The 20,599-nt window shown below is 51.7% G+C and carries 21 protein-coding genes and 2 pseudogenes; 2 read left to right on the top strand and 21 right to left on the bottom strand.

The window, feature by feature from the left end; translation table 11 throughout:
• Window positions 1-20: 20 nt before the first annotated feature.
• The 19 genes and pseudogenes from H8Z83_RS12220 to H8Z83_RS12310 all read right to left on the bottom strand — a co-directional run.
• A complete protein-coding gene (locus H8Z83_RS12220; RefSeq protein WP_187015302.1) occupies window positions 21-524 on the bottom strand; it encodes a hypothetical protein in 504 nt (167 codons plus the stop codon).
• 116 nt (window positions 525-640) lie between these two features.
• Window positions 641-985 (bottom strand): hypothetical protein, encoded by a 345-nt coding sequence (locus tag H8Z83_RS12225; protein ID WP_187015303.1) that lies wholly within the window; start codon window positions 983-985, stop codon window positions 641-643.
• A gap of 41 nt (window positions 986-1,026) precedes the next feature.
• Window positions 1,027-1,197: a hypothetical protein gene (locus tag H8Z83_RS12230; protein WP_187015304.1), complete on the bottom strand. Its 171-nt coding sequence runs from the start codon at window positions 1,195-1,197 to the stop codon at window positions 1,027-1,029.
• Between the two features lie 17 nt (window positions 1,198-1,214).
• A complete protein-coding gene (locus tag H8Z83_RS12235) occupies window positions 1,215-1,592 on the bottom strand; it encodes a DUF3139 domain-containing protein (RefSeq protein WP_207732053.1) in 378 nt (125 codons plus the stop codon).
• A gap of 24 nt (window positions 1,593-1,616) precedes the next feature.
• Window positions 1,617-2,075: a helix-turn-helix domain-containing protein gene (locus H8Z83_RS12240; RefSeq protein WP_207732054.1), complete on the bottom strand. Its 459-nt coding sequence runs from the start codon at window positions 2,073-2,075 to the stop codon at window positions 1,617-1,619.
• A gap of 40 nt (window positions 2,076-2,115) precedes the next feature.
• A complete protein-coding gene (locus H8Z83_RS12245) occupies window positions 2,116-3,522 on the bottom strand; it encodes an ABC transporter ATP-binding protein (RefSeq protein WP_187015305.1) in 1,407 nt (468 codons plus the stop codon).
• A complete protein-coding gene (locus H8Z83_RS12250; protein ID WP_187015306.1) occupies window positions 3,519-4,217 on the bottom strand; it encodes an energy-coupling factor transporter transmembrane component T family protein in 699 nt (232 codons plus the stop codon). Before H8Z83_RS12250 ends, H8Z83_RS12245 begins: the two co-directional genes overlap by 4 nt.
• A complete protein-coding gene (locus tag H8Z83_RS12255) occupies window positions 4,214-4,816 on the bottom strand; it encodes an MptD family putative ECF transporter S component (RefSeq protein ID WP_187015307.1) in 603 nt (200 codons plus the stop codon). The genes H8Z83_RS12250 and H8Z83_RS12255 overlap by 4 nt, the downstream gene beginning before the upstream one ends.
• Before the next feature lie 27 nt (window positions 4,817-4,843).
• Window positions 4,844-6,679 carry a serine hydrolase domain-containing protein gene (locus tag H8Z83_RS12260; protein WP_187015308.1) on the bottom strand — a complete coding sequence of 612 codons (1,836 nt, stop codon included), beginning with the start codon at window positions 6,677-6,679 and terminating at the stop codon, window positions 4,844-4,846.
• A 7-nt stretch (window positions 6,680-6,686) separates the two neighbouring features.
• A complete protein-coding gene (locus H8Z83_RS12265) occupies window positions 6,687-7,250 on the bottom strand; it encodes an L-2-amino-thiazoline-4-carboxylic acid hydrolase (protein ID WP_243184980.1) in 564 nt (187 codons plus the stop codon).
• A 40-nt stretch (window positions 7,251-7,290) separates the two neighbouring features.
• On the bottom strand, window positions 7,291-9,054 hold the full coding sequence (locus tag H8Z83_RS12270) for an ABC transporter ATP-binding protein (protein ID WP_187015310.1): 1,764 nt from the start codon (window positions 9,052-9,054) through the stop codon (window positions 7,291-7,293).
• Window positions 9,054-10,805, bottom strand: coding sequence for an ABC transporter ATP-binding protein (locus H8Z83_RS12275; RefSeq protein WP_187015311.1), 1,752 nt, complete (start codon window positions 10,803-10,805; stop codon window positions 9,054-9,056). Before H8Z83_RS12275 ends, H8Z83_RS12270 begins: the two co-directional genes overlap by 1 nt.
• Entirely contained in the window at window positions 10,805-12,259 is a 1,455-nt protein-coding gene (locus H8Z83_RS12280; protein ID WP_187015312.1) for an ABC transporter ATP-binding protein, read from the bottom strand. The genes H8Z83_RS12275 and H8Z83_RS12280 overlap by 1 nt, the downstream gene beginning before the upstream one ends.
• Before the next feature lie 2 nt (window positions 12,260-12,261).
• On the bottom strand, window positions 12,262-12,960 hold the full coding sequence (locus tag H8Z83_RS12285; RefSeq protein ID WP_187015313.1) for an energy-coupling factor transporter transmembrane component T family protein: 699 nt from the start codon (window positions 12,958-12,960) through the stop codon (window positions 12,262-12,264).
• On the bottom strand, window positions 12,961-13,563 hold the full coding sequence (locus H8Z83_RS12290; protein WP_187015314.1) for an MptD family putative ECF transporter S component: 603 nt from the start codon (window positions 13,561-13,563) through the stop codon (window positions 12,961-12,963).
• 84 nt (window positions 13,564-13,647) lie between these two features.
• Window positions 13,648-14,262 (bottom strand): TetR/AcrR family transcriptional regulator, encoded by a 615-nt coding sequence (locus H8Z83_RS12295; protein ID WP_187015315.1) that lies wholly within the window; start codon window positions 14,260-14,262, stop codon window positions 13,648-13,650.
• 256 nt (window positions 14,263-14,518) lie between these two features.
• The gene (locus H8Z83_RS12300; protein ID WP_187015316.1) at window positions 14,519-15,643 is read right to left on the bottom strand and encodes an S-layer homology domain-containing protein; all 1,125 of its coding nucleotides are present in this window, start codon (window positions 15,641-15,643) and stop codon (window positions 14,519-14,521) included.
• A complete protein-coding gene (locus H8Z83_RS12305) occupies window positions 15,606-16,292 on the bottom strand; it encodes a LytR/AlgR family response regulator transcription factor (protein WP_187015317.1) in 687 nt (228 codons plus the stop codon). The genes H8Z83_RS12300 and H8Z83_RS12305 overlap by 38 nt, the downstream gene beginning before the upstream one ends.
• A 210-nt stretch (window positions 16,293-16,502) precedes the next feature.
• A pseudogene (locus tag H8Z83_RS12310) lies at window positions 16,503-16,988 on the bottom strand (M14 family metallopeptidase); the annotation flags it as partial.
• A gap of 349 nt (window positions 16,989-17,337) precedes the next feature.
• Here H8Z83_RS12310 and H8Z83_RS12315 point away from each other — a divergent pair.
• Entirely contained in the window at window positions 17,338-17,898 is a 561-nt protein-coding gene (locus tag H8Z83_RS12315; RefSeq protein WP_187015319.1) for an RNA polymerase sigma factor, read from the top strand.
• A complete protein-coding gene (locus H8Z83_RS12320; protein WP_187015320.1) occupies window positions 17,895-20,132 on the top strand; it encodes a PepSY domain-containing protein in 2,238 nt (745 codons plus the stop codon). Before H8Z83_RS12315 ends, H8Z83_RS12320 begins: the two co-directional genes overlap by 4 nt.
• Window positions 20,133-20,207: 75 nt before the next feature.
• Here the strand turns inward: H8Z83_RS12320 and H8Z83_RS19400 are convergent, their stop codons facing one another.
• The gene (locus tag H8Z83_RS19400; protein WP_207732055.1) at window positions 20,208-20,408 is read right to left on the bottom strand and encodes a hypothetical protein; all 201 of its coding nucleotides are present in this window, start codon (window positions 20,406-20,408) and stop codon (window positions 20,208-20,210) included.
• Window positions 20,339-20,557: pseudogene (locus H8Z83_RS19405) on the bottom strand (DegV family protein); the annotation flags it as partial. The pseudogene H8Z83_RS19405 and the gene H8Z83_RS19400, both read right to left, overlap by 70 nt.
• Window positions 20,558-20,599 lie beyond the last annotated feature (42 nt).

Here is a 20,599-nt window from a genome sequence, read left to right on the forward strand (position 1 = left end):
TTATTCTGATTGCCGCGGGATCACAACCACTTCCCGATGAAGCCATATTCCACACGGTTGCCATCGCCCCATTCTGCAATCACACGGTAAACAAAGCTGCCGCTTTTCAGATCGAACGCACATCCTCCGTCATACGGAAGAATGTCTGTGATTGTCTCAACCTCACCGCCGTTTTGGGGGACGCATTGTATCCGCACTGTATCCGGCTGCACCTCGAAATATAACCAGATTTCGTTTGACTTTCTGTGGGAAATCAGTCCCTCGGCGGCTGCCGTGATCTCCGGCAGAGAAGTCTCTTCGCCGATCGCAGGCCCGCATCCAATGATGGAGCTCATGGTTCCATCCTCATTCGGTTCCGGGGCCTGCCAGTAGTAGGCGCAGGGGGAAGCCGTGATTTCATCTGTTTCACCCATTGCCCCAGACATGGCATTCACCTGAAGCTCCGGTATGGTGATTGGGTCGGAGGGCTGTGCCTCCTTATACGGCAGATTCATTTTTACTTCAAACTCTACCCAGTTTGCCATCGGCTCGGAATACTCCGTGTCTTCCTCGTACCGGAACTCCGTCTGCAAGCGTTAGCATGAATTGTGCTTTAGAAAGTCTTACTTTTTGTTTTTCTCTTGAATAGAGATAATTAAATTCAAGAGCGCATTTTCCAGTAGCCGTCCGCGATCGGGGGCAGCTCCGCATAGGCGGAAAGGCTCTCCAAAAAGCACTCAGCCTTTTCGGAGAAGGGAAAGCGTTCCCATTGCAGGAACGCCTGACGCACGTCCTCCCCAATGGTCAGCTTATATAGTGCTATTCCCTCATAAGGAACCCCTTCATAGTTATTGAAGAGTTCCTCAAGCACACAGTCTTTCTTTTCAATGTTCAAGCCAAAATCCCGAATAAACTGTGCCTTGGGATTGTCAAGGCGTTTTGACCCACACGACACCAGAAGCATTCCGATACACACGAGAGCCATAACGCATATCAGTTTTTTCATTTTCATATTGACAACCTGTAACAACAAAACCGTTTGGTGGTTTATGGCTTTCTCTTCACGCCAAAGCTCCAGAAGAGGAGGGAAACGATTACTATCAACGGAACAAAGGTACCTGTGCTTATTACATTCAGAAGATATAGCGCAATTAGGCCGGTCTCAGCGGCAGTGGCAAGCAGCCTTGCAATAAGACTCCGTTTCATGAGCTTTTTCATGATTTACTCCTTGTATATCACTCTTTAATAGGAGGGTACTTACACTTACCATCATAAGGATATTCTAACACAACAGAGTTTTTCTCGTCAATAATAGTCAATGTCATTCTATTAAAACGCAATGGTTCACCTTTTTTGTGCGTCCATACCTCATAATGATAATAATACTTGTTGTTTATATCATCATTAAAAGTGACAACTATCAAATATCCTCCTTGCTTCCAGTCTTTAACCGGCTTTTTAATGGCGATATTGTCAGGATCTATTCCTTGTTTATCTATATAAGTTTCGAAGGCTTTTTGTGCAAATGCTTTTTGTAATGGATATTGGTATATAGCTATGCCAAGAATGATTATACCTAACACCAACAACACCATTCTCTTTTTCTTGCCCATAGCTGCACTCCTTTTGAAAATGCGTTATTTCAGTTGCGGCATAGGCGCATAACTCAACGCCATAATTGCAAAAATCAAAGCTACAAATACGAGCAGAGCAACAGCGATGATTTTCAGCACACGCCGCGTCCGATGGTTTCTGATGGCAAGCTGCGTGTTGATGCGAGACAGTTCTTTTGCCAACCGGTTCGGTTCCTCTTCGTTTTCCACCTGGGTTCCAAGAAGCTCGCTTACGGTCGTTTCGAGAATGACGGCAATTTTTATCAACTGTTCAGAATCAGGAACAGACATTCCTTTTTCCCATTTTGAAATGGTCTGTCTGACAACATGAAGGCGTGATGCCAATTCCTCCTGTGAAAGACCTCGCTCTTTTCGCTTCAACCGAAGATTTTCATGAAGCACGGAAACACCTTTTTTCTCTAAAGATTTCACGCATATTTTAGCAGGAACATCGCCGTTGCGGCAAGCAATGCAAATTAACATTCGTGAATTTGACCCATTTGGGCTCACTGGCAAAAGGCATTCACTGTACCTCGCTGGGCTTTGTACCAACCTCCACAACATTATCGCAGCAGCTCTTGATCAGTTCCCTGTCGTGGGTGATCACGAGAATGGTTCTGCCGTTCCGCGCTTCGCTTCTCAGCCTTTCCGCGACGAGGCGCATATTCTGCCCGTCAAGGCCGCTGGTGGGCTCATCGAGAATCAGTATCCCGCGGCCGGAAAAGATGGCGCAGGCAATGGCAAGCCGCTGCTTCTGTCCGCCGGACAGGGTGGACGGGTGCGTGTCCCTGTACTCGTAAAGGCCAAATTCCTTCAGCAAGTGTCTGGCACGGTCTTTGCTTTCTTCTGTCAATTCGGTATTCAGCAGCAGCTCCTCCGCCACACTCGCCGTAAAAAACTGCGTTGACGTGTCGTTGCCGCAGTAATAGATCTCCCTGCGCCGGACTGCGGCTCTTGCTTTTTTCCCATCTATCAGGATATGTCCCCTTGTCTGCCTTGCCAGCCCGCAGAGGATCTGCGCAAGGGTGGTTTTCCCCGCGCCGTTTTGTCCCGTTATGGCGGTCACTTTGCCTTTCGGAAAGGAGAGGAAAATATCATCGAAAATGACTTCCCTGCGTATTCTTTTCGAGAGCCCTGCTGTCCTCAAGACGGCAGGGCTTTCGTCCGATACGGAGGGAGCGGGAAGGCTCTTTCCCTCGTGCGGAGAGCGCAGGCCCATACCTAATATATCTGCTTCCGGCAGAAGGAGCAAATCCTCCGGCGCATACTCGGCCGCTATTCTGCCGTCCCGCAGATATAAAAACCGGTCTGCGATCCCCATCAGCCAGTCGATCCGATGCTCCGCGAGGAGCAGGGTAAAGCCCTGTTCCTTGAGCTGTCGGAGGGTCTGCGCAAGCTGCCTTGTCCCGGCGGTATCGAGGTTGGACGTCGGCTCATCACACACAAAGACCTTTGGCTTCATGGCATATACAGACGCAATGGCCGCCCGCTGCTTTTCTCCGCTTGAGAGGATGTCAACTGCCCTGTCTTTCAAATGGGACAGCTTCAACGCCTCTATGGCAGCGTCCGTCCTCTCCCGTATCTCCTGAGTGGATAAGCCGTAATTCTCGCAGGGAAAGGCGACCTCTCCGGCAAGCTCGGAGGAAAAGAACTGGCTTTTGGGGTCCTGAAAAACGCTTCCCACCAAACGCCCGATCTCCCATGTGGAAAGCCTTGATATATCCTTGCCGTCTATCCTCACGCTTCCGCTGAAGGCTCCGGGGTAATAGGACGGCGCAAGCCCGTTGACAAGCCTTGTCACGGTGGTCTTGCCGCAGCCGGAAAGCCCCGTCAGCACGACGCATTCGCCGCTTTTTACCGAAAGGGAAATGTCCCGCACGCCTCTGTCTGAGTTTTCGTATTGAAAGGAAGCGTGTGTAAGCTCGATCATGCCATGCTCCTTTCCAAAACCAAATAGGAAGCCGTGACTATCGCACATGCGGCTGCCGCGATGTGATCCCGCGCCCCGGCCCTTTTCTCATAATAGCTGCCGCGCACGCCTGGGCGCTCCGCGCCTCTTGCAACGGCGGAAACGGAAAGCTGATCCGCAAGCTGCAACACCCGAAGAAGAAACGGAACCAGCACATACTCCATGCTCTGCACGGGATGTGCGAGCAGCTGTCCCGCTGCGGTCAGCCCTCGGTTTTTCATGGACCTGCCTATGCCTTTCAGCTCCGTCCGCATGGTAGGGAAGAAGCGAAAGACCACAAGAAGCCCGAGAATAAACGGGGTGGGCATACGGAGGCGGGATAAGAACGCGGAGAGCATCCCCGGCGGCGTGGTGATCAGATCCCATGACACCAGAAAGATTGGCGACAGATTCCAGAACATCAGAACATAAAATTCCGAAAAGACCGGCATGTGCAGCCCGTGGAAGCGGATGCCGTACAGCAGCAGCGCCAGCAGCAGATAAAAGCAGCCATAGGACGCGGCAAGGCGGAAATTCCGCTGTAGGACGAGATAAAGAAGTGCACCGCCGGTCAGGATGCAGGTGAGCAGCACATTCCCGCCGATCGTCACTCCAGCAAAGACGCACAGCAGCGCCCATAGCTTGACCGGCACCGCAAAGGATGCGTCCGCTCTCATAGAACGCCGGCCTTCTTAAAATGCCTGCGGATCAGCCGGCTGCCCACCATGCAGCCTAAAAAGCCCATCAGTGTCGTGAACAGCAGAATAAAGGCCAGCCAGCCGGGAGAGGTGTAGTAACGCACATAGGAATCGATGTAGCTCTGCTCCATACCGCTTGCCAGCGCAAAATCGTAGTAGGTGTCCCAGAAGAACCAGATGGGCAGCAGATTGACCCCGTTGTACAGCAGGCTCGCCACCGTCCAGGCGGCGGTCAGCCGTTTCGGTTTTTGGCAGGAGCCTTCCTTCCAGAGAATCGCCTCGCAGAGGATTCCCACGAGAACATAATAAGGAAGCAAGAACCAGTTTCCCATCAGCAGGAAAATCACGCCGAGGATCGTCATATAGATCAGCGTCACAAAACGCTTTCCGATCCGGCTGACCATGAGCATATAGACCGGCGCGCAGAGGAACATGGTGATCCCCACCGACAGCACCATGCTGACAAAGTCGTTGGCCATGCAGACCATATTGACGACGAACTGGATCACGATCAGCACTGCGGAGAGCAATACCGTTGTAATAACATCCTTAACCGTCCACTTTTTCTTTTCGTCCATAAATCCATTCCTCCGTTTTCTGTTAATTTATACTACTGTTAAGAATCCGAGCATCCACGCAGATATAATTTGCAATGCAAATAAAACAATCGTAAGTACCGATGCTCTATTTTTTCTCTTTACAACATAGCTGAATCCCGTGAAAATCCCGCAGATGGCCGCTGCAATTCCTATACCTGCTACTATGTTCAGCTCCGTCGAAATAATTGTGTAAAGAGAAAACCAATGAAACATTCCGGCAATCCCCGCCGCACCAAGAATGAGCCCACATATGGGAAGTATAATCCTTTGCCATTGAAAAGAGCTGCGTTTACAAACGATCTTTGAGCCCAATATGATCAAAATGGCAAGCCACAGAACCATCAGCAGGATATAACTTCCCAATGACAGAAAGCTGCCGGCAAAGCCGTTTAGAGGTCCCGCGGGAACATAGTCATGAGCCAGTCGGAACGTCATGCTCGTCACCCTACCGTCCAATACAGAGAAAGCAAGGCTTCTTTCCTCCGGTATCGCCTCGGCACAGTAGAACTGATATTCTCCCACAGGCTCGTACAGTAAATCCTTATCGGAAAGGGGCGTTTTCAGCCGGAGATTTTCTTCTCCCTCTTTTGAGATTTGGATTATTTGCATTCGTGCTTGTATCTTGCCTGCATATGACCATGCGGATCGTGCCGGAAGATAGTCGCCAAATAGCATAGAGAAGTCACGTGACCCTACTTCCTGCTTCGGCGGTCGCGCATCCTGCTCGATGACTGCCTCCATGATGGCGGAGCAGTAATCCGTTTCCATCACATTGGTCAGGATTAGGATTGCACATTCAGCTTCCGGTTCCACCCAAAACTGCGTCTTGAAGCCATAGGTTCCACCCTCATGCCCGAGTATTCCGGGATGATTCGCATACTGCCAGAAGCCATGAGAAAGTCCGGCGTTTGCCCCATAGGAGCACCATGTCTCTTTAAACAACCGCTCCTTTGTTTCCGGGCTTTTGAAGAGTCGTGTCTCCTCTCCTGGCGCTTTTGCCAGCCACTCGGCAAACAGAAGCAGGTCTGCGGCTGTGCCATTCATGGCTCCTGCAGGATACATGCGGAGGTGCATCTCATCCTCCCGCCGAAATCCTTTTCCGGTATAAGAATAACCCTTCGCCTTGTGATCAAGGAGTCCATCCACATCCATCCAAAAGGGACCGACAGAGGTATGCGTCATACCCAGAGGCAAAAGAATATGTTCTTTGATATAATCCTTATAGCTTTGGCCGCTGGCTTCCTCCACGATCAACGCTGCAAGTGCCGCGCCGTAATTGGAATAGGCACTGACGGATCCCGGCGGATAGACCTGCTTGGGCTGGTGCGCAGATAGTACTTCTTTGAAGGGAATTTCCTCACTCGCGCTGTAATAGCGCAAATCCAGCAGTTCTTCCTCAAATCCTGCCGTATGGTTCATCAGGTGAAGTAAAGTAACCGGCTCAGCGAATCGCAGATTTTTCAAAAAGCCGTCCGGCAGATAGGTGCGGATATCCGTTTCCAGATCGATTTTCCTATCCTCAACAAGCTGCATCACGCTGACCCACACAAAGGTCTTTGATATGGAACCCCATTCAAAAACCGTGGTCTCCGGGTCCATGGCCGTATTGTTCTCCAAATCAGCAAAGCCATACCCCTTCGCAAATACCGTATTGTCATACTCCGAAATTACGACACACGCGCCCGGAACCGTTTTGCCAATATATTTTTCGGAAACAGCGTTTGCGCTTGCCTCATATGCGTCCGGTGTACCGGATGCATATGCAGCAGGAGCGAGGAACACAATCATAATCAGCGCCGCAAGAAAGCATTGGAGGGTCTTGTATCTCATCAGTCTTTCCATAGGGTCATTACTCTATCGTCAGTCTAAAATCACAGCAGTCTCCGCCCTGTCCGAGCGTCTTTGTCCGTCCCCATTTGAGCTTTGGATGCATATGCCCGTAGGCCTCGTCATCCGCGCGGCAAAAGCCGGCCACAATCTCCGGGCAGCCGTATTTCACACAGGTGTCCTGATAGGGGCAGGCCAGCATGTCGAAGCACATTTCCTCTTGCTCTGTTCGTATCCAATTAGCCCGAAAACCGCAGTCCTCTCCAAAGGAGCTTTTTGTCATTTTGGCAAAGAACCTCGGCACCAGCTTATACAGACCCGGTATCTTCATTGCCCCTCGGATTTTTGAACCAACGCCCGCTGCCCGCTTTTCATAATATCTATTCAGAAAAGCCGCCGCTTCCTCACGGGAGATTCCATTTCCCGTCATGGCGTCAAAGGCGGCGATGGCAGGATAGATGCGTTTCCTCGTATGCATATACATCTTTTTCGGCTCGTCGGCGTTTTCATTTACGATTTCCGCATAACGTCTCCATGCATCTTCTATGATCGCGTCTGTCTTTTCCGCGCCATACTGTTTTTCCATTGCAGATACCGCTCCGGTCAAGTATCTTTTGTCTAACCTTCTATCCATGTGCTTTCCCACCTTTCAGCGTCCAGCCGATTGCCTGGCTGCGCATTCCCACAAAGCGCCTGTACAGGCCGTCTTCGCGCATCAGCTCCTTATGGTTTCCGCGTTGAACGATCCTGCCGTTCTCCAGCACGATGATTTGATCTGCCGTGCGCACGGTGGACAGACGGTGGGCGATCATCAGGATCGTTTTGCCTTTTGTCAGCTCCCGGATGGCCTTTTGCAGCTCCTGCTCGTTTTCGGGATCCACGCTGGCTGTGGCTTCATCCAAAATGACGATGGGTGCGTCCTTCAGAATTGCCCTTGCAATGGAGATTCGCTGCTTTTCTCCGCCGGAGAGGCTGGAGCCTCCTTCGCCGATCTTTGTCTGATAACCGTCGGGCAGCGTCATGATAAAGTCATGGCAGCAGGCTTTCTTTGCGACTGCTATGATTTCATCCTCGCTTGCGTCCGGTCTTCCAAACCGGATATTGTTCTCGACGGTGTCCTCAAAGAGATACACATTCTGAAATACGATGGCGAAATTCTTTAGAAGGCTGCCGCTGGTATATTCCCGCACATCCCGGCCGCCGAGCGTGATCTGTCCTTCCTTCACATCCCAGAAACGGGCAATCAGACCGACCAGCGTGGTTTTTCCGGCGCCGGAGGGACCAACAATGGCGCAGGAGCTTCCCTGGGGTACGCTTAAGCTGATTTGATGTAATACCTCCTTTTCCCCGTATCCAAAGGACATATTCTTCACTTCGATATTGAAATTTTCCGGCACAAGATCAGCCCCGTTTTCGTCCAGGGATGGAATGTCCATGATGTTATCCAGCCGGTCCAGGGAAGCCTCCACCGCGCGGGCAATGGAGGACATACTGCCCGCCACCTCCACGGCGGCATAGATCATGAAGCTGGACACGAGAAGCAGCAGGCACTTCTCCGGTGTGATGCTTCCTCCTGCCAGAAGATAGGGCGCAAAAACCAGAATAGCCGCCCGTGCGAGCTTGAATACCGTCTGATAGAGCGCCGTCATTTTGGAAAACGCCTTTTCAAGCACGATATTTGCCTCTTTGCTTTCCTCAATTGCGGCGTCAACTGCTTTTCCGGTGCGCTCCGCCAGCCCAAACGCCTTGACTACGCCCATGCCCTGCACATATTCCAAAACGGCAGTGACCAGGCCAGCCTGGGCTGCCTGACGGCGGGGCGCGTATTTCCTGCCGACCTTGCCGATAAACGAATAAACGATGAGCGCCGCGGCAAGCCCGGCCAAAGAGATCAGCCCGATCCGCCACTCATAGATCATAAGCCAAATGCCAATCACGATGGCGTGGATAAACCCGCCCGCCACATTTTCCATAATGGTAACGGACTGCTGCTCCAGATCACCAAGAGTGGTCGTCACCGCCGCAGTGATATCACCGAGCCTGTTTTCATTGAAATAGCCCATAGGAGCCCTTTTCAGGCGTTCGCCGATCTCCATGCGCTTTTCCGACCCGAACGCGAAGCTGCCAAGAGTTCTGGCATTGGCAGAGAGATTGACAAATACAATTCGCCCTACAATGGAAACAATCATGATGCCAAGTGAAATCCAGATTGTGCTTTCAGGCATAACATCGCCGGAAAGCTGCTTCAGGATTCCTGTGAGCACCGTTAGAATGGCCATGATTGGGATCATCTCAAAGAATGAGCTGACAAGGTATGCAAGAAAAGAGCGGATAAGACGCTTCTTCTGTAAGCCCGAGAACAACAAAAGTCTTTGAAACAACCTTATCATCACGCCACCTCCTCTGCGGTATCCTTGCCCTGCATATGGGCTTTCCACAATTCCTTGTATAGATTGCTTGTTTCAAGAAGCTCCTCATGAGTTCCTTCCGCGGCGATATTTCCTTTATCCACGACAAGGATCTTGTCTGCTTTTGTAATGGTAGACAGCCGATGCGCAATGACGATTAAAGTTTTTCCTGCTACAAGCCCTGCAATGGATGCTTGAATAACGGCCTCATTTTCAGGATCGGTAAATGCCGTGGCTTCATCCAGCACCACGATCGGGCTGTTCTTTAGGATTGCCCTTGCAATGGCGATACGCTGCCTTTCTCCGCCGGAGAGGTGGCTTCCCGCATCGCCCGCCAGCGTATCATAGCCCTCCGGCAGAGCGGCGATGAAATCGTGACAGCTCGCTTTTTTTGCCGCTGCCTCGATCTCTGCGTCTGTGGCCTCCGGTTTTCCGATGCGAATGTTTTCCCGGATAGGCAGGTGGAACAGGAAGTTATCCTGTGATACATATGAGACAAGCTCCATTATCTGAGGGAGAGGAATGTTCCGCACGTCCACGCCGCCAATACGGACGCAGCCGCTCTCCGCCTCCCAGAAGGAGGCGATGAGCCGCGCAATGGTAGATTTACCGGAGCCGGAGGGACCCACAATGGCCGTCATACCGTTTTTTGCGCAGTCAAAGGAAATTCCATGCAAAACCTCCGTCTCTTTGTATCGGAAGGTAACATGATCAAAGGATACGTCGGCGTCCGCAAGGACAGCTCTCTCGGTCGGCCGCACAAGCTCCGGCTCATCCAGAAGATTCCCTACCTCTTTTACGGTGGAATCCACCATGGCCAGGCTGTCGGTGTACTGCAATGCCTGAATCAGTGGCTTTACGAGTCCAAGGGCGAGAATGATGCAGGTAATCAGCGTACCCGCTTCGACCCTTCCATTTATAAAGAGCCAGCTCCCCAAGGGCAGCACGCCCACAAGCGTTGCCGTCAGGATGGAAAGCCCCATCACATAGTAGCCGTTGGTCTGCTTGAACCATGTCGCTTTGGATGTCTCGTTTTCCGCCACGGCGTCAGCGTATTTTTTATATGAGCGTTCACCCTGATTGAACGTCTTCACCACTTCGATGCCGCCGATGTATTCCACCGTTGCGGCATCCATGTTTTTCCCTGCGGCAAGTACTCTGGCATATCTCTTCTCGTAATCCTTCATCATTCCCATATAGCAGAAGGCGCCCACCGGAATCGTCACAAGAGAGATCAGCGCGAGTCTCCAATCAAGGCTAAAGAGGTAAACGAGTATTAGAACTGGGATTAGGATGTTGGCAGTGAGCTCCGGTACCATATGCGCCAGCGGAAGCTCCAGCTTTTCCACGGTGTCCACGATGATCGTTTTGAATTTCCCGGACGGCGTATCAAGGATCGTTCCCATGGGGACACGGGAGAGCTTCTCTGTTATCGCCATGCGGATATTCCGCAGAATGATAAAGGCAGACTCATGGCTTTTCATTGTAGAAAAAGTTCCGAACCACACCTGCCCGAGATAGCCCGCAAGAGCGATCAATGCCAGAAACGCCAACTTGCTGAAAGCATAGTCTTCGTGGCAGATCATAATGATCCCGCGGGACACCGCGATGTAGGGGATCATGCCGCAAAGCGCCCCCAAAACCGCAAGTACAACGGAGCCGATCAGTTTCCCTTTGCACGGCTTCGCAAAATCCATCAGAATCGTCATCGCCGAGTTTTCTTTTCCCGCCATTATTCCTCACCTCGTAAAAGTCTTACAATCTTTTCTTTCTGCCCACCGGAAAGATCCTTCACGATTTCTCCGTCCCGAATGAACAGTATTCTTGTGCAAATCCGCATCATAAACTCAATATCATGTGTGATGATCAAAAGCACCTTGCCTTGCGTCGCAAGGCTTCGTGTCAAGATGCCAACCTCTTCCATGCTTTTCAGATCCAGTCCGCTGGTAGGTTCATCGAACACCAGCAGCTCCTTGCCGCAGATATCGCTCACCACAACCGCAAGGCGCTGCATCTGCCCGCCGGAAAGAGACAAGGGATGCCGTTCCTTATACGCCAGCAGGTCCACCTTTTCTAATGTGCGGTCAATCTCGTCTTTGTTCGGAGCTTTTATGCCAAGCGCGCATTCTGCCGCCACGCTGTCGGTAAAGAGCTGGTGTCCCACATCCTGCATGACCATGTATGCCTTTTTCCGTCTCAACCGCCGGCTCATCGGTTTTCCAGTCCACAAAACAGTACCGGAGCCGTTCTTTTGCAATCCGCAGAGCATTCTGGCGAGGGTCGATTTCCCGGCGCCGTTGACGCCCGCAATGGCGATGATTTCTCCGCGGCTTGCCTGAAAAGAGATATCATTCAATACATTCCGGCCGCCGAGACGGACGCTGATTTTCTGAGCGGAAAGCAATCCATCGGCAGCGATTGTTTTCACACCGCCCGATTCGGATACCGACAGATCCCTGACACGCAGTCCCATTCTGCGAATATCTGCTTCAGGCAGCGCCTTGAACGCTGAAGCCTCCATGTCCGATGCAATCCGGCCATCCTGCATATAAACGACGCGATCCACAATGTCCATCAGATACCAGATGCGGTGCTCTGCGATCAGAATGGTCTTTCCCGATATTTTCGCCTGTTGGATCAAATCAGCCAATTCTCCGATGGCCTTCATGTCGAGATTGGATGATGGCTCGTCAAACACAAGGACATCGGGAGCCGAAGCATACACGCTGGAAAACGCGATCTTCTGCTTCTCGCCGCCGGACAGTTCAAAGATATTTCGACCCCGGAGCTCGCTAAGATGCAGCTCCTCCGTAAGTTCATCTAATCGGAAGCGCAGAGCCTCTCGCGGAATGCCCCGATTTTCAAGCCCAAACACGATCTCGCTGTCTGTATCCGTATTGAAAAACTGCGTTCGAGGATTCTGAAAAACCGTCCCTACCGCATCCGATAGCGCAGCAATCTCTGTCTCCCGGGTATCCATACCGTTTACGTTCACCTGCCCCGAAAGATTGCCGTGGAAGAAATGGGGAATCAGTCCGTTTGCGAGCCGTGTAACTGTTGTTTTTCCACATCCGGATGGTCCGCAAAGCAGCACGCATTCGCCGGACCGGATAATAAGGTTCAAATCAAGGACTCCGCCGTTCCCGCTTTCATCGTATGTAAAAGAGACATTTTGAAACGATATCATAATCAAAACACCCCTTTCATGCCCGCGTATACCATGCCGGCAACGACCGCCGCGTAAGCAATTACCACCAGCAAATCAGCAAATGAGAACGCGATTTCCTCTATACAGCTTCTTTCACCTGTGTGCTCGATGCCTCTTGTAATCGCTGCCTGCGTAATCTCGTCCGAAATTCTGGAAGCAGAAACAAGCAGGGGAACATAGACATGCTCCATCGTCTGTATGGGATGGCTAATCAGCCCAGCCGCGGACGCTGATATCCCTCGCAGCGCCATGGCATCCCGTATGGAGGCCCACTCTTCTCTCATGGTCGGGAAATAACGGAGCGTAACGGCAAGAGCGATCGTGAGTCCTTTCGACAATCGGAGCTTTGTGATCGCCGCAAGAAATTTACTTACGCTTGTCGTTGCAATCAGAAAGCTGCCCAGCATAAAACAGGGGAGAAGCTTGCGGATATACACTGCAAACATATAGACGATTCCGCCGAAAGTCACGGGCAGCCTCGGTACGATAAAAAGCTGGATCAGCAGAAGCGCGAGAAAAAATGCTGCGTATTTCAGCATCCTTTTCAGATTGCCGGAAACGCTCAGAAGTACAAGCGGAATCCCCGCAAGCACACACTCCACCGCGATGCTTTTATTCATAAAAACGGAAACGCTTGTGACCGCGAGAATCAGAAGCTTCGTCCGTGGGTCGAGTCTCATTTATACGACCCCTGCTTTTTCAAAGTGCTTTTTCATAAGCTTCTTTCCAATCAGTCCGCCGATGATCGCGCAGACGATCGTCCCGATAATCATTGCGGGGATCGCCCACCAGGTAGCCCCAATCGAATGAATCACTCCTTCAAAGGAGGCGAAGTCGCCTTTATTCTTCATAAAAGCATCAAACTGCGCGGGCATGACAAGCATCGGAATATATGCCCCCATCGGCGCAAGCGCCATGACGCAGTAGGCAAGCAGGTTTTTCTTAAAGGATCTGAAATCAGCGGAAGCACAGATAAAATCCGCGATCACGCCGAAAACCAGGAAGAATACGGACATCATCCAGAACATTCCCGTAACAAACAGCAAAATCGCCGCGATTACACCGAGAATGGAGAGAGCTCCCTTCTTCGGTATTTTTGCCACATAGAGCATGAAAACTGTCCCCGTAAAGAGCGCCACGATCATTGGCATAAACGGGAAAGTGACCGGCGTCATCTGCGCAACACCGCCAATCACAAACGCCACCACAGCATAGATGAGCGAAAAGATGCCCACCGATATAAAGTCCCTTGTTTCCAGCTTCTTCGAATCTGTTTTACGCATAATAAACGACCTCCAATTTTATATTGTTTAGTTAGAGTACGCTAACTCATGTGCAAAAAATTAAAGTGATTGTATGATTACTTATTATTCCAGCCGGAGCAAGCCTTCCCAGCCAGAGTTGAAAAACTTTGCAAGCTCCTCAACATACCGCACAGCTTCTTCTTTGGGCATATCATGGACAATCGTCTCACATACCGCCGTAAAATAGGCACTGGTAATCATGTGATGAAGCTGCTTTGTCATTTTTCCGGAGAGCTTTCCTCTTTTGCGGAGAAGTGCGTAGTATTCCTCTGAGCACTCTACCTCCAGTTCCACAAGCTCCTCCAAAAAATTTGCATAGCGCGTACCTTCCGCCCGGCAGAGGATCAGCTTAAAGGCATCAAAATGGGCGTACATATATTCCACAAAGACGCGCAAATACTCAGTGGACAGCTTCAGGCTGTCCTTCGTCTTTTCCTCGGAGACAAGATCGAAATGGGCGGCCTGTGCGGCTTTGAACTGCTCCAGCAGTCCCTTTGCTGCCTCGCCCACAATATCTTCAAAAAGCGCGGCCTTATCCGGGTAATAGCCGTAGAAGGCGCCTTTCGTGAAGCCCGCCTCTGCGACGATTTTATTCAAAGATGCATCCTTGAAGCCTTTTTCCAGGAATTCTTTTTTCCCAACTTCGAGGATCTTCATTTGAGTCTCTGTACGTTCCATTGATGCCTCCTGATATACTGGTAGTATATACTGCTGGTATATTATAACCGAGCAGATTGAGTTTGTCAATAGAATATGCCTTTTCGGCTATTTAAGATTTGATGTGGAATTAGGGAAAACAGACACGGTTGCCCTATAAGTGAGCTTTTGCGTTTTCCTCTTACAAATAAGAATACCTTTCATTCATCGACCCGAAACCAGAATATGGGGCGGCGGAATAATACCGCCGCCCCACATCTGTATTGTACCGAGACGATTATTTGTTGTAGGTGCGGAACAGGAAGGTCACGATTTGAGCACGGGTGCAGTCATTATCGGGACCGAACAGCCCGCCGCCGATGCCGGTGGTGATGCCGTTTGCTGCAGCCCATGCCACCGCATCCGCATAGTACGCGTTTTTGGGAACATCGCGGAACTCCGCTGTACCCTCTGCCCTGGTACTTAGCGCACGGTAGAGGAAGGTCACGCTTTGCGCCCTCGTACAGGTAGCATCGGGTGAGAATCTTCCATTGCCCGTGCCAGTCGTGATCCCGTTCTCGACTGCCCAAGCCACCGACCTCGCATAGTAGGCACTTGCGGGTACATCAGAGAAACTGCTGGCATTCTTCGGCTCCGGACTGCCCGCTGCACGCCACAGGAAGGTGACGATCTGCGCGCGGGTGCAGGGAGCGTCGGGTGCGAACAGACCGTTGCCGACGCCGCCGGTGATGCCGTTTTTCGCAGCCCATTTGACGGCCTCATAGTAGTAGGCGTCCGTGGAAACATCCGCAAAGCTCTGTGTTGGAGCTTCCTCAACGAAGCGGGCTCTGACAGTCACATCGCCTGCAGGCATGATGAAGCTGTACTCGCCGCCCCACTTTCTGAGATCGAGTTCGCTGCCCTTCTTGTCCATAACCATAAGCATTTCCAGCTCATAGCCCCTGTCGGGATAGACCATGATGGTTACTGTGGAGCCCTTGGCAGCAGACGAAGGCGAAACGGTAATGCTGCCGTTCATAGTCCTTTCGACCATGATGTTGTAGGCCGGGTTAAAGATGCCTCCGCCCGAGCCGCCGCTGCCACCCGAGCCGCCGCCCGAAGGTGCAGCATACTTCACCCAGCTCACGCCGAAGGGCGACAGACTGGTCACACGGAAGTGCAGGCCATCCGCCTGCTTCGTGTGCGAAACGAGCTCCAGTTCACCGGCACGGGCAACAGTCGTAAGCATGTGGACTATCGTAAAGGTATCCTTGCTGTCTGTGCCGTTGGGATAAGGAAGCACCACCTCCACACCGCCTGTGGGGAAATTCGCTTCATCGACCTCGACCCAGTTGCCCTCGGCGTTCTTGTATCGCATCGCAATGTCATAGAACGCACGGTTTTCCGCCGTTCCGATCATCATAGCGCCGTCCGATGCTTAGATCTCTTCCATCTGTCAGGCATATTGTCCGGCTGCTGACCCTGCGGATATGGAAGAGGTTTACGATGAAGCTGTTGTGACAGCGGCAGAAGCGATCCTTCGGCAGATACTCCTGCATCTGGCTCAGCGGGCAGAGAATGAATTGTTCGCCATGTGTTGTGTGGAGTACGCTGCCGTGATCCCGGCTTTCAGCGCAGAGGATATCCTCTGCCGGCAGGACAAAGGTCCTGCCGGCCACCCGGAAGGTTACGGTGCGGGGCTGATGATATAACCGCAAATCCGTTTTGATCGCCTGCTCCAGATCTTCCCGGGAAACCGGCTTGAGCAGGTACTGGATGGGGCGGACGCTGTAGCCGTCCTTGAGAAACTCCGTGGAACCGGTGATAAACAGGATGCTGGTCCTGTCGTCCCGCTCCCGCAGCTCCTGCGCCAGCTTCATGCCGGTCTTGCCGTCCATCAGAATATCCAGACAAAGCAGTGAGAACTCCGCACCCGCTGAAAAAGCTGCCTCCAGTTCCTCGGCTGAAGAATAGGGCGTGACCGTATGCTCTATCTGCAGCTCCGACAGGATCGCCGCGCACTGTGCGCACAAGTCCTCACGGAGATTTTTTTCGTCTTCACAAACCGCCACCCGATACATCCTGCTCACCGCCCTTTCCTTAACGCTCATTATAGCGGATGGCATGGGAATTTGCAATACCGCTGCGCTCCGCCGCCGCACAGCCTTCGGGGTTGAGTTTGCTAAGCACCTATTTATAAATTAAATGTTATTTCCATTACAATCCCGGTTCTATAAAATGCACGGCAGAAGTTTCCCAATATTTTTTAGACACGACTTTCATTACCGTCGAGATTTAGCTGATACATTCGGAATATGACCGGAAAATCTTTTGGCTACCATTGTTCTTCGTAAGAATATTGATATTCCCCGTCCTCCCCGCTCGATCAGCAATGCAGGGACATTCTTCTGAACTGCCCAGCTGTAAAGTCCGTTCCGTGCAGAGGATCGCACACGGTAAGGAACTGTCAATGTCTGAGCTGCTATCAAAGATGTACGGTTGATTGCCGCATCTCCAGACGTGGGAAAGAATACCAACGGGTGAAGCACTTCGTTATAATCCCCCCCGTGAAGGTCTGCCAGAAAGTCAGCTACTGGGTATAGGGCATTCTCCAGTGCCACAGCCAACCGTGCGGAGAGGCTGCCTTTGGCATTTCCGGGAAACGCACGGTTCAGATTGATGCCGTCCTCCGGCACCACCTGCTTCGTACCAGCATAAAAAGCCGTGGGATTTGTTAGAGGCAGAAGAATTACATTGCACGCCAAATCGGCCGGGTTTACCGCCTATCTTCGCAGGGAAGGCACTCCCCAACAAGATTCCGACGGGACGGAATGAGCGGCAGGCGAAATCTGGCTCTGGCAATTCAGCTCTACCTTTGCCGCAAACTGCGTATTTCTTCCTTTTATAAACTGCAACACCAGATGCCCGATAGATGTGTGTTGACTGCATTAGCTTTTTCAATGCCCATGCTGTGATTCTTGGTCTAAGGCCGGTAGAAATCGCCGCTCCGGCATGATATGATAAATTTGTAAAAAGTTTTCCCGTCCGCGCAATGAAAGACGATTTTTGTTGTCTATATAGGTGAAAGGCCTTTACGCAGAGAGAAAGGAGGGCGCAATGAGAGACCATGAGATCATAGAATTGTACTGGGCGCGTAACGAGAGCGCGATTGCCGCCACCGCAGAAAAGTACGGGAGCTACTGCCACATGATCGCATATAACATACTGCGTAACAAAGAGGATGCGGAGGAATGTTCCAACGATACATACCTCGGCGCATGGAATTCAATTCCGCCGCAGCGTCCGAACCGTTTGTCGATCTACTTAGGGAAAATCACGCGCAACCTCGCTCTGAACCGTTATAAGCGGTATACTGCCGAAAAACGCGGACACGGACAAGTAGTCCTCGCGCTGTCTGAGCTGGAAGCCTGCGTTCCTTCGGAAACGACTGTGGAGCAGACCGTCGAAGAAAATGAGCTGGCTGCCGCCATTGACCGCTTCCTGTATGCAAAGCCCAAACTGAACCGTAACATTTTTGTCCGCAGATACTACCATCTCTACGCGATACGGGATATTGCGGACGCATACGGAATGAGCGAGAGCAAGGTGACGTCTTTGCTTTTCCGTATGAGAAACGAATTAAGACGATTTCTTGAAAAGGAGGGAATTATGCTATGAAAACCGAAGTTCTTCTTCGTTCGATCGGAAAGATCAATGACGAGCTCATTGCTGACGCAGAGAGCGAAGCAAATACCAAAAGAAAGCCCGGTTGGGCCAAGCTTGGAATCATGGCTGCCTGCCTTGCACTGGTTCTCTGCACCGGCATCGCTGCAAATGCCATCCGAAGCAATGCGACAGCCGGCACCTTCACAATGGATGTCAACCCCAGCGTGGAATATACGATTGCCAAAAGCGGGATCGTTAAGAATGTTCGCTGCTTGAACAGCGATGCGGAAAATGCGCTCAGCGATGTTGCGTTGGGAAAGCAGAGCGTCGAGACCGCTCTAACGCGCACAGTCGCCGCCTACGAGGCCTGCGGATATATGGAAAATGGCGAAGCGACTGTTCTGATCTCTTTTGATTCCCGTCTTGATGCGAATGCCGAGCTAAAAGCCTCTCTCTCCGCGAAGATCCGGAAGGCCTTGGAGCAGACCGATGCCGTCGGCACGCTGGTTTTCCACTCCGAACTGACGGAAAACGCCGAAGTGGCGAAGATCGCCGAGGAATTCCATGTTTCCCTTGGCCGCGCCGACTGGATCCTTACCGCAGCAAATAAAACCGGGCTGCCCACGGACGAGGTCTCCCGCATGTCGTTGGACGAGCTCCTTAAATTCCAAGAGGTCTCCGGCATTTCTTCTGTCAGTGTATCGAAGTTCATCTCCTTGGAGGAAGCAAAGAAGATTGCACTGAAGGACGCGAAGCTTGATGAGCTGGCGCAGAAGATTGTGTTCACCCGAGAGGAGCTGAGCCGCAATCAGGGCAATCCCTGCTACCTGCTGGAGTTCTACACCGGGACAAATCAATATTTCTACCAAATCGACGCAAAGAGCGGCAGCATTATTTACGCCGGGAAATTTATAACTCTTTCCGAAGCGAAGAAAATCGCTCTGGATGATGCCGGATGCAAGGATAAAGTCAGCTTTACCGAGGAAACCCTTGTGAGCGGCGGCATCAAAACGCCTTACTACCGGCTCGTCTTTGCCGATGCAAAAACACAGTGGACATACCGCATTGATGCGGTGCTGGGCAATGTGTTGGAGAAGCAGCAGAAAGAGATCGTGACAACGGACTTCATCTCTTTGGAGGAGGCGAAAAAGATCGCCCTGAAGGACGCGGGACTGGATGAAGCCACGCAGAAGATCGTGTTCACCCGAGAGGAACTGAACCGCAATCAGGGCAAGCCCTGCTACCTCCTGGAGTTCTATACCGGAACGAACCAGTATCATTACCAGATCGATGCAAAGACCGGCAGCATCATCTACGCCGGAAAGTTCATCACCCTTGCCGACGCGAAGAAAATCGCCCTGGATGACGCCGGATGCAAGGATAAAGTCAGCTTTACCGAGGAAACCCTTGTGAGCGGCGGCATCAAAACGCCTTACTACCGGCTCGTCTTTGCCGATGCAAAAACACAGTGGACATACCGCATTGATGCGGTGCTGGGCAATGTGTTGGAGAAGCAGCAGAAAGAGATCGTGACAACGGACTTCATCTCTCTGGAGGAGGCAAAGCAGATCGCCCTGAAGGACGCGGGACTTGATGATGCCACGCAAAAGATCGTGTTCACCAGAGAGGAGCTGAGCCGCAATTCCGGCAAGCCCTGCTACATCCTGGAGTTTTACACCGCGAAGAAGCAGTATTCCTACAAGGTGGATGCCAAGGACGGCAGCATCATGGAGGCTTACCACTTCATTCTTCTGGCGGACGCGAAGAAAATCGCACTGGACGATGCCGGTGTCAGCGAAAAGGTCACCTTCACCGAGGAAACGCTGGTTGCCGGCGGCATCAAGTCGCCCTACTATTACTTCGCCTTTGAAAGTGCCTCTGCTCGTTGGACCTACAAAATCGACGCTGTTCTGGGCGTGATTATGGATAAGACCTGCGATAAGATCATTCCCTCTGCACCTGAATTTATCGGCTTGGAGAAGGCAAAGCAGATCGCATTAGATGATGCGGGTCTGGATGAAACAGCACAGAAGATCGTGTTCACCAGGGAGGAGCTGAGCCGCAATTCTGGCAAACCCTGCTATATCTTGGAGTTCTACACGGACAAGTGTGCGTATTCCTACAAGGTCGATGCAGTATCCGGGGATATTATCGGGAAGAAAACCGACTGGTTTTCCCGTCAGGAGTCCGAGACTGTGCCGGAAACATCTCAAAATTCCGATTCCAAGCAGCGCACAGACGACTGAGCGAAAAACGGCGCTTTCAAGTAAGATAAGGTGGGCAAGCACAGACTGTGCTTGCCCACCGGCATATTTGGCGCATCATTTGTTCTTGAAGAATGCCACCACAACGGCGCCGGGTCCGAGGTGCGTTCCGATCACGCTGCCCACCGTTGTGTAGTGGACCTCCTTCAGATTGTCCTCCCAGATGTGGCGGCTGTCCTCGATGTACTTCAATAAAAGCGCGTCAGAGAGTCCGCTGTAGCCAAGCAGCACCGGCTTGCTGAAATCAATGCCGCCCACCTTGTAATCTCCTGAACGAGCAGATTGTTTCCCATCTTAGAGCTGCGCGCTTTTCCAAGCAGGTGTATTTCACCGTCAGTGGCGGAAATTATGGGCTTAATGTTCAGTATCCCGCCGGCAAATGCGGCTGTCTTTGAAATGCGACCGCCCCGCTTGAGGTATGCTCAGGAAAAACGAGTCTTACAATAAGA

The organism is Dysosmobacter segnis, assembly GCF_014297285.1.
GTDB classification, from domain to species: Bacteria; Bacillota; Clostridia; order Oscillospirales; family Oscillospiraceae; genus Oscillibacter; species Oscillibacter segnis.